12 protein-coding genes are annotated in these 13,611 nt (G+C 60.2%); 6 read left to right on the top strand and 6 right to left on the bottom strand.

The features are described 5' to 3' along the window. Window positions 1-3 precede the first annotated feature (3 nt). Entirely contained in the window at window positions 4-1,086 is a 1,083-nt protein-coding gene (gene aguA / locus BUB54_RS12215; protein WP_048880282.1) for an agmatine deiminase, read from the top strand. A 121-nt stretch (window positions 1,087-1,207) separates the two neighbouring features. Further along, window positions 1,208-2,572: an APC family permease gene (locus BUB54_RS12210; RefSeq protein ID WP_048880281.1), complete on the top strand. Its 1,365-nt coding sequence runs from the start codon at window positions 1,208-1,210 to the stop codon at window positions 2,570-2,572. A 34-nt stretch (window positions 2,573-2,606) separates the two neighbouring features. On the opposite strand, the gene alkB is transcribed toward BUB54_RS12210, so the two are convergent. The 3 genes from alkB to BUB54_RS12195 are packed head-to-tail and all read right to left on the bottom strand — an operon-like array spanning window position 2,607 to window position 4,293. Next, the gene (alkB, locus tag BUB54_RS12205; protein ID WP_048880280.1) at window positions 2,607-3,239 is read right to left on the bottom strand and encodes a DNA oxidative demethylase AlkB; all 633 of its coding nucleotides are present in this window, start codon (window positions 3,237-3,239) and stop codon (window positions 2,607-2,609) included. Continuing rightward, a complete protein-coding gene (locus BUB54_RS12200) occupies window positions 3,236-4,063 on the bottom strand; it encodes a PhzF family phenazine biosynthesis protein (protein ID WP_048880279.1) in 828 nt (275 codons plus the stop codon). Before BUB54_RS12200 ends, alkB begins: the two co-directional genes overlap by 4 nt. Then, window positions 4,063-4,293, bottom strand: a complete 231-nt coding sequence (locus BUB54_RS12195; RefSeq protein ID WP_241869467.1) for a twin transmembrane helix small protein — start codon at window positions 4,291-4,293, stop codon at window positions 4,063-4,065. Before BUB54_RS12195 ends, BUB54_RS12200 begins: the two co-directional genes overlap by 1 nt. Window positions 4,294-4,330: 37 nt before the next feature. Between BUB54_RS12195 and BUB54_RS12190 the strand changes: the two genes are divergently transcribed. Next, window positions 4,331-6,580, top strand: a complete 2,250-nt coding sequence (locus BUB54_RS12190; protein ID WP_048880278.1) for a mechanosensitive ion channel domain-containing protein — start codon at window positions 4,331-4,333, stop codon at window positions 6,578-6,580. Here the strand turns inward: BUB54_RS12190 and BUB54_RS12185 are convergent. Then, entirely contained in the window at window positions 6,577-7,287 is a 711-nt protein-coding gene (locus BUB54_RS12185) for a Hint domain-containing protein (protein WP_082075782.1), read from the bottom strand. The genes BUB54_RS12190 and BUB54_RS12185 overlap by 4 nt on opposite strands. Before the next feature lie 134 nt (window positions 7,288-7,421). Beyond that, entirely contained in the window at window positions 7,422-8,177 is a 756-nt protein-coding gene (locus BUB54_RS12180; protein WP_048880276.1) for a class I SAM-dependent methyltransferase, read from the bottom strand. 39 nt (window positions 8,178-8,216) lie between these two features. Here BUB54_RS12180 and gloB point away from each other — a divergent pair, with 39 nt between their 5' ends. The 3 genes from gloB to BUB54_RS12165 all read left to right on the top strand — a co-directional run bounded on the left by gloB (window position 8,217) and on the right by BUB54_RS12165 (window position 10,863). Further along, entirely contained in the window at window positions 8,217-8,942 is a 726-nt protein-coding gene (gene gloB / locus BUB54_RS12175) for a hydroxyacylglutathione hydrolase (protein WP_048880275.1), read from the top strand. A gap of 44 nt (window positions 8,943-8,986) precedes the next feature. Then, the gene (locus BUB54_RS12170; protein WP_082075781.1) at window positions 8,987-9,562 is read left to right on the top strand and encodes a DUF2147 domain-containing protein; all 576 of its coding nucleotides are present in this window, start codon (window positions 8,987-8,989) and stop codon (window positions 9,560-9,562) included. Between the two features lie 131 nt (window positions 9,563-9,693). After that, window positions 9,694-10,863: an aldose epimerase family protein gene (locus BUB54_RS12165; RefSeq protein ID WP_199444753.1), complete on the top strand. Its 1,170-nt coding sequence runs from the start codon at window positions 9,694-9,696 to the stop codon at window positions 10,861-10,863. Between the two features lie 61 nt (window positions 10,864-10,924). Here the strand turns inward: BUB54_RS12165 and ppdK are convergent, their stop codons facing one another. Further along, complete coding sequence (ppdK, locus tag BUB54_RS12160; RefSeq protein WP_048880273.1) at window positions 10,925-13,597, bottom strand: pyruvate, phosphate dikinase; 2,673 nt, start codon at window positions 13,595-13,597, stop codon at window positions 10,925-10,927. Between the last annotated feature and the right edge of the window lie 14 nt (window positions 13,598-13,611).

Below are 13,611 nucleotides of genomic sequence, written 5' to 3'. Positions count from 1 at the left end.
CCGATGGAACATATCATCACACCGCACGAGGCCGGGTTCTCCATGCCCGCCGAGTGGGCTCCGCATGAAGGCTGCTGGATGATCTGGCCCGAACGGCCGGATAATTGGCGCCTGGGGGCGAAGCCCGCGCAAAAAGCGTTCACCGCCGTTGCCACCGCCATCTCACGGTTTGAACCCGTGACGATGCTGGTGAGCGCCGCGCAGTATGAAAATGCGCGTGCTACCCTGCCGCCGGAAATCCGGGTGGTAGAAATGAGCAGCAATGACGCCTGGGTGCGCGATGTTGGCTGTACCTTTCTGCTTGGCCGAAATGGTCAGCTGGCCGGGGTGGATTGGCCGTTCAAAAGCTGGGGCGGGCTCTATTTTCCCTGGGATAAGGACGATGCCATCGCCCAGAAGATGCTGGAGATGGAACGGGCAAAGCGCTTCCGTGCCCCGCTCGTCATCGAAGGCGGCGCCTTGCATGTGGATGGCGAGGGCACGGTGCTCGTAGTTGAGCAATGCGTGTTGAATGAGAACCGCAATCCGGACGTGACGCGGCAGGACATGGAGCGAATGCTGAAGGATTATCTCGGCGCCTCCCATGTCATCTGGCTGGAAAACGGCGTGCCGCACGATGAAACGGACGGGCATGTCGATAATCTTGCCTGTTTCGTGAAGCCCGGTGTGGTGCTGTTGACCTGGTGTGATGATCCCACTGACCCGCATTACCAGATCAGCCGTGAGGCCGAGGCGCGCCTGAAAGCCGCGCACGACGCCAAAGGGCGGGCGCTGGCGGTTGAGCGTATCCCGATGCCAAGCCCGATGTTTTACACCCAAGATGAAGCCGACGGCGTGGATGCAACTGCGAGCGGCATGAATCGAAAGGCTGGTGAACGTCTGGCCGGATCGTATGTGAATTTCTACATCGCCAATGGCGCTATCATCGCCCCCGCTTTCGGGGTGGAAACAGACGAGTCCGCACGCAACGTGCTGGCAAGGCTGTTCCCTGAGCGGGAGATTGTGATGGTGCCGGCACGGGAAATTCTGCTGGGCGGCGGCAATATCCACTGCATCACGCAGCAGCAGCCGAAGGCCAATCACTAAAAGGTCCTGGCGCGGTTTTTTCAAAACGCCGTGTGTCGCGTCCCTTGTAATCAAAGGCCGCACCAGGGACTTTTGTAACTTTTCGACAACAAACAAAAACCCCACATGGGGAGGAAATGGGATGAGTACAAAACTCAAAGCAGACTCTTTGTCCTTTTTTGAATCCATCATCATGGGCGTGGCGGGTTCGGCGCCGGGCTTTTCCATCGCCGTCGCCATTGCCGGGCTGCTGGCCACGGCGGGCAGCGTGTCGCCCAACGCGCTATTGATCTTCGCTGTGCCGATGCTCGGCATCGCGGTCGCCTATAAGGGGCTGACGCACAGAATGCCAAATGCCGGTGCCGCCTATGAATGGACGAAATCTGTGTTTGGTGGCTTCTTCGGTTATTTTTCGGGCTGGGCGCTGCTGGTGGCGGCCATGGTGTTCATGGTCACCGGATCGGTGCCGCTGGGCACCGCGACTTTGCAGTTAGTTGCCCCGGCTTATGCGGATAATGTCTTTCTCACCACCAGCATCGGGGGGATCTGGTTTCTCGGCATCGGGCTGGTGCTGATCACTGGCATTGAGCTAACCAGCAAGGTGCAGATGGTTATGAGCACCATCGAGCTTGGGATTCTCTTGATTATTTCCATCGCCGCCTTCGCGCATAGCGGCTCGCATGGGGCGGTTTCCTCTTTCTCCTGGTCCTGGTTCGGCTTCAACTACCCGGCGGGCAGCTTCGCGGCGTCCTCGCTCAGCGTTGTGTTTCTGTATTGGGGGTGGGATGTCACTTCCAATCTGGCCGAGGAGACCAAAGGTCAGGACCAAAATCTTGCAGGCCGTGGTGGCTTTCTTTCAATCTTCGCCACTATCGCCTCCTTCATCGCCTTTACTGTGGCAGCGTTGATGATGTTCTCGCTGAAGGATGCTTCCAACTTCTCAGACAATCTCATCTACCATGTTGCCATCGCGGCGGGGCTGGGCAAGGCGGGCGCTTATGGTGCGGCCCTGGTGCTGATCCTGTCTTCTGTCGCCACGCTGGAAACCACGATGCTGCAATTCTCCCGCACCTTGTTCGCCATGGGCCGGGACCGCGCTTTGCCGAGCTATTTCGGCCAGGTGCACGAGAAAACCGTGACGCCGGTGCGCACCATGTACCTGCTGCTCATGGTCGGGCTGGGGCTGATTGTTATTTCCAGCTTCCTGCCGTCGGTTTCGGTGATCTTGAATGACTCTGTGGCGGCCATCGCCGTACAGGTTTGCTATTATTACGGGCTGGCCGGTCTGGTCTGCGCCTGGGTGTACCGCAAGAGCAGTGGCTTCACCTTCGCGCAATATGTGGTTTTCCCGGCGCTGTCGGCCATCGCGCTGATCGGGCTTGGGTTCTATGCCATCACCACCTTTAACGACATCGTGAAGATTGTCGGCATTGGCGGGCTTGCCGCTGGGCTGTTGTTTTATCGCTCACGCGGTTACCGCCAGACGGTTGTTGTCGCGGCGGAGTAAGCGCTTGCAAACCGGGGCCAGACGGCCCCGTTTTTTACAGTGCATGCCGGAAGGTCAGATTGAATCGCGTCGCGCCGGTGAGCTTGTGCTCGCCGGTCTTTATGGGCGCGATGCCGTGGTAATATTTGCGCGCTGTTCCACCCCAGACCAGCACATCGCCGCTATGTAAGGGCAGGCGGGCGGGCTTATCTGTCCGTTTCGGCCCGCCCCAGAGAAAGATTGCGGACAACCCCAAGGACACTGAGACAATAGGCGCGGCGAAATTCCGCTCATCAATATCTTGATGCAGAGCCATCCGGGCGCCGGGTTCATAACGGTTGATCAGAGCCATATCCGGCACAAAGCCGGGAAACCCACTTTGCGCCGCCGCTCGCTGCGCCAGCGTCCGGAATGAATCCGGCATTTTCGGCCAGGGCTGTCCGCTTTGCGGGTCAAGCCGGGCATAACGGTAGCCGCGCGCATCGCTCACCCAGCCTGCCGCACCGCAATTTGTCATGGCGGCGCTCATCTCCTTACCGCCGGGTGTTTTCATCCGCCGGAATGGCGCGCGCGCCGCCACCGTGTCGATGGTTTGCAGCAATGCCTGTTCCTCGGCCAGGGCGAAGCCGGGCAGGCTGGTCAGGCCGGGTAAGGCGAGCGTTTCAGGAAACAGCTCGCCAGTCGTCACAGAGTCAGCGTGCCGGAAATCACTTCGACAGTTTCTCCGCCGATCCAGAAATTCCGTCCGTCATGCTCAACAAACACCCTGCCCGCGCGGCCAAGTGCGGTGCCTTGTGCGGCGACATAGCGGGCAGGGGCCATTCCAGCGGGAATCAGCCAGCGCGCCAGTCCGCCATTCAGGCTGCCGGTCACCGGGTCTTCTCCGCCAACATCATTCACAAAGCCCCGTACTTCAAAATTCGCCGGGCCAGTTGGGGCAGGTGCCACCACGCCAAGCTCCAGATCCCCCAGGGCGGTGAAATCAGGCTTCAGCCCCAGCACTGCCTCACGGTCTTTCAACATCACGCCAATCCAGCCAGGGGGCCGGTCTGAAAGTTTGCGCGTTGCCAGGATCGCCGCCTCCGGCACGCCCAGAATGGCGGCGATCCGGGTTTTTAGGTCAGCGGAAATATCAGACTGTACGGTTTCCGGGGCGGCAAACGCGAGGCGCGCGCCCTCTCGCCGGATTTGCACCAGCCCAGCCCCGCATTGCTGAATAATAAAATCGCTTTTTGGGGGGCAGCCCGCTGCCAGCCAGCCCTGGCATGCGCCCAGGGTCGGGTGCCCGGCAAAAGGCAGCTCGGCTTTTGGCGTAAAAATCCGTACCTTATAATCCGCGTCCGGCACGTCAGGCGGCAGCAAAAAGGCGGTTTCGCTCAAATTCGTCCAGTTGGCGAAGCGCTGCATGGCCGCGTCATCCAGCCCCGCCGCGTCATGCACCAGCGCCAGAGGGTTGCCAAAGCCAGGCTGGCGCGTGAACACATCGAGCTGCGAAAAAGAAAAACAGGGCATCAACTCACCATCAGCGCCACAACTAGCAGGATCGCCACGCCTTGCAAAATAACCCTCCAGCGCATCAGCAGATTGGCGCGACGCGGGTTGCGTTCAGGGTTTGCCATGCCAAGTACGCCCGCCATCAGCACGCCAATGACGGCCAACATATCTAACGCCAGCAGGATCAGCAGCACTCCCCTCATGCGGGTACTATACGCCGTCGCGGCGCTTTGCCTATCATCCGCCATAATTAAATGGCTTCATGGCCCCCAATAGGCTCGATTCATGCGTTTTTCCATTGTTTTCATTTTTCTGGCTATGTTGCTTCCGGGCCCGGCCTGGGCGGCCCAGCTGGCTTTGCCCGGCACCCAGGCAGAAACCCCGGCCAAGCCCAGCGCGCCCACCATCATTCCTGGCTCACCTTTGGCCACGCTCACCGGTGCGGGCGGGCAGACTAAGCCGCCCGCGCCACCGCCCGCTCCGTTTGGCACGGATAAAATAGGCTTTGCTCTCACCGCCATGGTGGGCAACGAGGCGACACGCACCTTCAACGATTTCGCCGCCGCGCTGCAGCACTCAACCCGCCTCGAGCCCGTACAGCACTGGCTGGAAAATGTCCTGAAATCGGCGCAGCGTCGGGATGATGTCCAGGCGATTCTCCGGGGCATTGCCGTGGCCATCTTGCCCGGTCTGCTGCTGGAAGCCACAATTCTGCTGCTGCTTCGCAAACCCGCCCAATTCTGCGCCCGCCAAGCTATGCCAGACTATGGTGGCGGCCTGCCCGACCCGGACCATGAAGACTTGGTTGAACCGTCTGTGCTTGAAGACAGTGAGCAGGCGCGGCGGCTTCTATCCCTCTACGCGTTGTTCCGCCGGCTGGGGCTTGGGCTGCTCAAATTCGTCCTGATGCTGTTGCCGCTGGCCGTGTTCGTGATCACGGAGCAGCTGTTTCTGTCCTCCGGGTTGATCGCCAACCGCGCGGCGCATCTGGCCATAACTGGCTTCACCAACGCTTATATTGCCCTGCGCTTTGTGCAGGAGATGCTGCGGCTGCTATTGTCGCCCAAGACTCCCAGCCTGCGACTCATCCGCCTTTCCACCCGATATGCGCGTTGGACGATGAGCCGGGCGATGGTGCTGTGCATGACCATCTTCGCCAGCTTCTGCCTTGTCTCGGGCATGGAGATATTGGGCCTCTCCAAAGACGGTGCGGGGGCGCTGATACGGCTTGCAGCGCTGGTTGTGCATCTCGAGATTGCGCTGGGTATCTGGCAGAGTCGTCGCGTTATCAGCCGCTGGATCGCCGGGCGCCCCGGCGCGGAAGGTGTCGTTGCAGGGCTCCGCCAGCGCTTCGCCAAAATCTGGTATGTGTTCGCGCTGTTCTATGTCATTGCCTTGTGGGTGGCCTGGGCGGCCGGGGTACATAATGCCGTCGGGCTCATGCTGCGTGCGGTGCTGGTGGTGTTCGCGGCGCTGCTCCTTGGTCGCCTGGCCTGGGCGGGCAGCAATAATCTGCTGGCGCGCCTGCTGCCGGATGCGGACACAGCCCCCGACCAGGACGGCACCAGCCTGCGCAAGCGCGCACGGGCTTATAACCCGCTGCTGCGGGCGCTGGTCCGCGCGGTCATCGGCCTGCTGGTGCTGGCGTTGATGTTCCAGGGCTGGGGAGTCAATGCGTTCTCATGGCTGCTCACCAACACCATCAGCCGCGCCTTGCTGAGCGCGTTGAGCAGCGTGGTCATCACCGCCGCGGTGGCGATCTTATGCTGGGAGGTCTGTAACCTTCTGCTCGACCGCCGGGTGGAAAAGCTCAACGCCAGCGGCCGTCCCCGTCAAGCCGCGCGGCTGCAAACGCTGACACCCATGCTGAAGGCGGCGCTGGGTGTTGTAATTGTACTGGTGGCGCTGATCGTCAGCCTGTCGCGGATCGGCGTAAACACCACCGGCTTGCTCGCCGTGTCCTCCGTGGTGGGTATTGCCGTGGGTTTTGGCAGCCAGAAGCTGGTGCAGGACATCATTACCGGCCTGTTCCTGTTGTTTGAGGATGCGATGCAGGTGGGCGATATCGTCACCCTCGCCAGCATGTCCGGCACGGTGGAGCGTTTGTCCATCCGCACCATCCGGCTGCGCGGTTTCGATGGTTCGGTGAATCTCGTCCCGTTCTCCTCCGTCACCACCGTCACTAACCAGACGAGGGATTTCAGCTTCGCGCAACTCTCCATCATGGTCGGGTATGAGGAGGATATCGACCGCGTGACGGCGGTGCTGAAAGAGCTTGGTGCGGCCATGCGCGCGGACACCGCCTGGGGGGCAATGATGCGCGATGATCTGGAGCTGTTCGGGCTGGATTCCTTCGCGGAGCTGGGATTGGTCTTTACCGGCCGCATCCGCACCGTGCCGGGCCAGCAATGGGCAGTGCGCCGGGAGTTTTATGCCAGGGTGCAGAAGCGCTTTGCCCAGGAGGGCATTGAACTGCCTTATCGCCGCCAGACCTTCAGCCTGGACATGCCCGCTGAAAAGCTAGGGCCGGGCTAAGAGGTTTGTTGGATTTGCGCGGCGCGGGCCGCTAGCTTCGTCCTAATGCCGCGTGGCAACTGCCGGACTGAGCGCGCCCTAGGGTAGGGCAAGGTGGTTAACAGCCCTGTATCGTGGCTTGGCACTTCCTTTGCGGCCCAGCCTTCAAGATACGGCCCGCCCGGCGGAACGAAGCAGCTTTCCAGTATGGTTGATTCAACTGACAGCAGAACATGCCGGGCGGTGCGTAGCCGGTGCACCCGCAAACCGCCCGGCATGGGTGGTAAACGGGTTATGAGCATGCCATCCACTAGGCAACGCGCTTCTACCAGCACGTTATCAATCAACATGGCTTGGGCAGGCGAGAGCATTAGGTTCCGGGCAGGTAAACCCTCCGCCAATGCGCCAGCCGGGATGCACACCGGTAGAACATGCAGCGGATCATCCATCAAAGTATCAATATAGCCAGCATCCCGCCCCAGGAGCGGTGTGGTTTGGCTATCCAAGGTCAGCAGGGAATCACCGGCCAGAAGCGTCTCCACCGGACGTTGTCCATTGGGGGTGGAAACCAACGCCCCTTCATTCAGCCATTGCTCAAACTCACCATCGGAGGTGGGCCTGATGTGATCGCTCAGGGAGCTTGAACCTACCGGCATGCCGAAGTGGCCATCTGGCGTTTCCACCAGGGGGTATCCAGGAACCCTTGTGCCCGCATACTCATACGACATGCAGCCCCCTCGTGACCAAAACCTCACAGCCCGCAGTGGACTATCCACAACCTGCCTGACAGTGTAGCAATTAAGTCACGTTACTTCACATACTTGTGAATAAAACTCAAAGTTGGTTTTTATTAAAAATTATTTCATTTCATATTAGCGGATTTCTTGGCTGGCTTTGCCTGCATCCCCAAGACGTTATTATTTACAAAGATGCGCCGGGTCAGAGCCCGCTTTCCGGCTGGAATCATCCCGTGCATGGCCTTGCTGGCTTCCGCGATCGCCAGCCCCGCGAATTGCGGTGCCAGAAGTGGCCCGCAACGCTCCGCCAGTCCAAAGAGCTTCAGCAGCGGCACGCTGGTGAAGGGCGGGGCGTACAGCGCAGTGGCCCGCGCCTCGACTTGAAAGAACAAGCCGGAGAGCAGCCGCGTCAGCTGCCCTTCCGAGTAAGGCTGGCCGTGGCCAAAGGGCGTGCTTTCCGCATAGGCCCACAACCCGCGCCGGTTCGGAGTAACCACAATCAGCCGCCCGTCATCCTTCAGAACTCGCCAAGCCTCGCGCAGCGTGCGCCGCGCATGTTCGGCCTGTTCCAGCCCGTGAATCAGAATAATCCGGTCGAAGGACAGGTCCGGGAAAGGCAGCTCTTCAGCTTCCGTCAGGCAGGAGAGTCCTGGCTGCCCGGCTGGCCAGGGGGCGGTGCCCATATAGGCCGGAGACACCGCGATGCAGCGGGCTTCTTCTCGCCAGACATGCAGAAACGGCCCGGTATGGCCAATGCCCAGCACCGAAAGCCCAGCCATGCGCGGCCATAGCTCAACCAGCTTGCGCCGTAACAGCGCTGCCGTCAGCCGCCCCAGAGGAGTTGCATAAAATCCAGCCGCATCTCGCGCATCGATCGCCATTATCCCTATATAGCGCGGCAGAGAGAAGGAGCGAGAGAGATGACCGTTACCGCGCAAGCCATCCCCATGCTGTCGGACAATTATTCCTGGTTGCTGACCGAGTCGGCCACCGGCAAGGTCGGCATTGTAGACCCCGCTGAGGCCGGCCCCGCCATCGCTGCGTTGGAAGCGCAAGGCAAGGGACTGGATTTCATCTTCCTAACCCATCACCATGATGACCATACTGGCGGCGTGGCCGAACTGGTGGCGAAATATCATCCGGTTGTGGTTGGCAACGGCGCGGACGCGCATCGCTTGCCCAAGCTAGATATCGCGGTGCATGAAGGCTCTTTGGTGGAATTCGGCGCGGCCAAGCTGCGGGTGATTGAAACACCGGGCCACACGCTCGGGCATATTTCTTATTACATCGCCGATGGCGACATTCTGCTCCCAGGCGACACCCTATTCAGCCTGGGCTGCGGCCGGCTGTTCGAGGGTACGGCGGCACAGATGTATAATTCCATTGCCAAATATAGCGAGTTGCCGGATGACACGTTGGTATGCGCCGGGCATGAATACACGGCCTCAAACGCCACATTCGCTCTCACTATCGAGCCGGAGAATAAAGCTCTCCAGGCTCGCGCGAAGGAAATTGAGGCTTTGCGCGCCAAGAGCCAGCCCACCCTGCCCGTGCGGTTGGACCTGGAGCGGGCGACCAACCCCTTCATCCGTGCCAAAAATGCCGAAGAATTTGCCAAAATCCGTACCGCGAAGGATAATTTCTGACATCCTTGCTGACCTATGCAGCTTTTTGGCAACAACAACGGAAAATGACGCTTGTGTTACATATTATCTCTGTCGCGGCGCCTTCCGTCTTTGTTAGGAGAGTTGTGACGTCAAGCCTCAACAAGAGGCACTGTCTGGGAGACTATATTTTGTACCGTGTACGGCTGCTGGCCGGCATTTTGCTGGCCAGCGCCGTTTCGGTGAATTTGGCATCTGCCGCGCCCTTTAAATCGGGCTATTGGGAATCAACAGGCCATCAGATTGTGCTGCAGATTGTGTCCTGCGGCGCGGATTTGTGTGGCTTCATCACCGGAATCGCGCTGGACCATCCGGATGACCCAATGCCGCGAGACTGGCGGGGACAGTCGCAATGCGGTTTCCTGATGCTGCGCGTCGCACCGGACGGCACCACCCGCCAGGGCGCGCCCCGCTGGAAGGGCGTGCTGCAAGACCCCCGCAACGGGGATGTGTACCGCACGATGGTAAGCTTTGATAAAGCAGGGCAGTTGGACCTGCACGGCTATATCGGCCTGCCGATTTTGGGTGAAACCCAGATCTGGCCAAAATTCACCGGCCAAATCCATCCGGGCTGCCATGTCCCCGCTTTGGATACGCCCTGATCCGGTCTGGTTTTTCCCTAGGCTCTCAAAAAAGTGATACTAACTATAATATCATTAGGCCAATAAACAGTATTTTTCAAAGCTGCTGGCAGGTTGTTAGGGTGACACGCTTTTTTTGGGAAGGAAGCGTTGTGAAAAATAAAAAACTTCAAACTCTCACCACGGGCCACGCCCGTATGACCAGCTTGGCTGTGCTGGCCGCGTTAACGCCGATGCTCGGCGCAACGGCCGCCATGGCGGACAGTGTCACCCATGCCAAGTTTGGGACATTGTCGAACGGCAAGACCGTCGATGAATATACCATGACCAACGCGCATGGGATGGTGGTGAAGTTCATCACTCTGGGTGGCTGTATCACCGCCATTGAGGTGCCGGACCGTAACGGTAAGTTGGGCAATGTTGTCCTTGGCTATAAAACCCTTGCCGGGTATGATGTGGACAACACCTTCTTCGGCGGCATTATCGGGCGCTATGCCAATCGTATCGCCAAGGGCACCTTCACGCTGGATGGCAAAACCTACCATTTGCCCATCAATAACGGGGTGAACTCTCTGCATGGCGGCACCAGTGGGTTTAACCTGCAAATGTGGAAGGTTGAAACCAAAACCGTGCCGGACGGCGTGGCCGCGGTGCTCACCTACACCAGCCCGGATGGACAGGACGGTTATCCCGGCACCATGAAGGTGCAGGTAACTTACACGTTGGAAGATTCCAATGCCCTGAAGATCAACTACCAGGCCACCACCGACAAGCCGACGGTCATCAACATGACCAGCCACGATTATTTCAACCTGAACGGCAACGGGTCCGGCTCGGCGCTTGGCCAACTTGTTGAGATCAACGCCGATAGCTACACCCCCACCGACGCCACCCAGATTCCCACGGGCAAGATCGACCCCGTGGCTGGCACGCCGATGGATTTCAGAACGCTACGGCCGATCGATTCCCGGATTCATGACGACTTCAAGCAGCTCATCATGGCGCGTGGCTATGACCATAACTGGGTGCTGAATAAGTCCAAGCCGGGCGAGATGAGCTTTGCGGCGGAAGCCTATGCCCCCAAGACAGGGCGGATCATGAAGGTCTACACTACGGAGCCCGGCGTTCAGTTCTATACAGGCAATTACCTGAACGGTACCGTGGTCGGCTCGGATGGCAAGATCTACCGTCAGGGCGCGGGCTATACGTTTGAAACGCAGCACTACCCGGATTCACCGAACCATCCGAACTTCCCCAGCACGGTTCTCAACCCTGGGCAGACTTTCAACTCCACCACCATCTTCAAATTCTCCACGGACTGAAGATGGCGGCATTAAAAAAGGCCGGGAGCAATCCCGGCCTTTTTTGGTTCAGGAACAGCGCTTACTTGTCACGGAAATGGGTTTCCTTGGCCTCGATCGCCGCCTGCGCCGCCGCCAGGCGCGCCACCGGCACGCGGTAGGGCGAGCAGGAGACGTAATCCAGCCCAACGCTCTCGCAGAAAGAGATAGAGGCCGGGTCGCCACCATGCTCACCGCAGATGCCGAGCTTCAGCTTTGCCTTTTTGGCCCGGCCCTTCTCGGCCGCGATCTTCACAAGACCGCCCACACCGTCTACGTCGATGGAGACGAACGGGTCCTTCGGCAGAATGCCCTTTTCCACATAAGCGGGCAGGAATTTCCCAGCATCGTCACGCGAGAGGCCAAACACGGTCTGCGTCAGGTCGTTGGTACCGAAGGAGAAGAAGTCCGCCGCTTCTGCGATTTGGTCGGCGGTGAGGGCCGCGCGCGGCAACTCGATCATCGTACCCACCGAGTATTCGATGGTCTTGCCTGTTTCCTCGAATACGGCCTTGGCAGTGGTTTCCACTTGGGCGCGGGTCAGGTCCAGCTCCTTCTTTGTGCCTACCAGCGGGATCATGATCTCCGGCACCGGTGCATTGGCGGTCTTCGCCACCTCAACCGCTGCCTCGAAGATCGCGCGAGCCTGCATCTCGTAGATTTCCGGGTAGCTCACACCCAGGCGGCAGCCGCGATGGCCGAGCATCGGGTTGGTCTCGGACAGTTCGCTGGCGCGCTCGCGGATGGTCGCAGCATCCATGCCCAGCGCCTCGGCCACTTCCCCCAGCTCCGCCTCGCCATGAGGCAGGAACTCATGCAGCGGCGGGTCGAGCAGACGGATGGTCACCGGCAGCCCTTCCATGATCTTGAACAGCGAGACGAAATCCTTCCGCTGGAAGGGCAGCAGCTTGGCCAGCGCCGTGCGGCGTCCGGCCTCGTCCTTCGCCATGATCATCTGACGCACGGCTCCGATGCGCTGTGGGTCGAAGAACATATGCTCCGTTCGGCACAGTCCGATGCCCTCGGCACCGAACTTGCGGGCGGTCTCGGCATCCAGCGGGGTTTCCGCGTTGGTACGCACCTTCAGACGGCGGGCTTGGTCGGCCCATTCCATCAGCGTGCCGAAATCGCCGGAGAGCTGCGGCTCAATCATCTTCACCGCGCCCGCATACACCTCGCCCGTCGCGCCATCGACAGTGATAATCTCACCCGCGCGCAGCGTTACGCCACCGGCGGAGAGCGTCTGTGCGCCGTAATCGACGGAGATCCCGCCCGCACCGGCCACGCAGGGGCGGCCCATGCCGCGCGCCACCACCGCGGCGTGGCTGGTCATGCCGCCACGGGTGGTAAGAATGCCCTTTGCGGCGTGCATGCCATGAATATCCTCAGGCGAGGTCTCTATCCGCACCAGCACCACGGCTTCGCCCTTCTGGGCGCGCATCTCGGCCTCATCAGCCGAGAACACCACCGCACCGGAGGCCGCACCCGGCGAGGCGGGCAGGCCCCTGGAAAACAGCTTCTTGTCCGCCTTCGGGTCGAGGGTGGGGTGCAGAAGCTGGTCCAGCGCGGCGGGATTCACGCGCATGATGGCGGTGTTTTTGTCGATCAGCCCTTCATTCGCCATTTCCACGGCGATGCGCAGGCTGGCGGCGGCGGAGCGCTTACCGGAGCGCGTTTGCAGCATATAGAGCTTGTTCTGCTGCACGGTGAACTCGATGTCCTGCATGTCCTTGTAGTGTTTTTCAAGGATTTCGCGGACCTTGTGCAGCTCTTTATAGGCTTCCGGCAGGGCATTCTCCATGGAGACTTCGCCTTCCTTGGCATAAGCCTGGGAGAGCGGGCGTGGGGTGCGGATGCCCGCCACCACGTCCTCGCCCTGGGCGTTCACCAGATACTCGCCATAGAACTCGTTGAGGCCGGTGGAAGGGTCACGGGTGAAGCACACGCCCGTGGCGCAATCCTCGCCCATATTGCCGAACACCATGGCCTGCACGTTCACCGCCGTGCCCCAATCGGCAGGGATATCGTGCAAACGGCGATACACGTTCGCGCGTGGGTTCATCCAGGAGCCGAACACGGCACCGATAGCCCCCCAGAGTTGGTCCTGCGGGTCCTGCGGGAACGGCTTGCCGATCTCATCGGCCACCATCTTCTTGTATTCCTCGACAACTACTTGCCAGTCGCCCGGGGTCAGCGCGGTGTCCTCGGTGACGTTGGCTTCCAGCTTGGCCTGCTCGATGATCTCCTCGAAGCGGTGATGGTCCACGCCCAGCACCACGGAACCATACATCTGGATGAAGCGACGATAGCTGTCCCAGGCGAAGCGCTCATCGCCGGAGGCGGCGGAAAGGCCCAGCACCGTGGTGTCATTAAGGCCGAGATTGAGCACCGTATCCATCATGCCAGGCATGGAGACGCGCGCCCCGGAGCGCACGGAAACCAGCAGCGGCTTGTCCTTGTCGCCGAACTTGCGGTCCACCGCCGCCTCAATCCGCGCCAAAGCCGCATCGACCTGCGCCTTTAGTTCGACCGGGTAGTTCCGGTCGTTCTCATAATAAGCGGTGCAGACTTCGGTTGTAATGGTGAAACCAGGCGGCACGGGCAGATTGATGCTCGCCATCTCAGCGAGGTTGGCACCCTTGCCGCCGAGCAGGTTACGGAGCGAGGCATTGCCATCATTCACGCCCGCACCGAAATTATACACCCACTTCGTCATAATCTCTGGTCTCC

This window comes from Acidocella aminolytica 101 = DSM 11237 (assembly GCF_900129125.1).
GTDB lineage: Bacteria > Pseudomonadota > Alphaproteobacteria > Acetobacterales > Acetobacteraceae > Acidocella > Acidocella aminolytica.
Note: the sequence above shows the minus strand (reverse complement) of the source record. Positions and strands in the feature narration are given on the sequence as shown.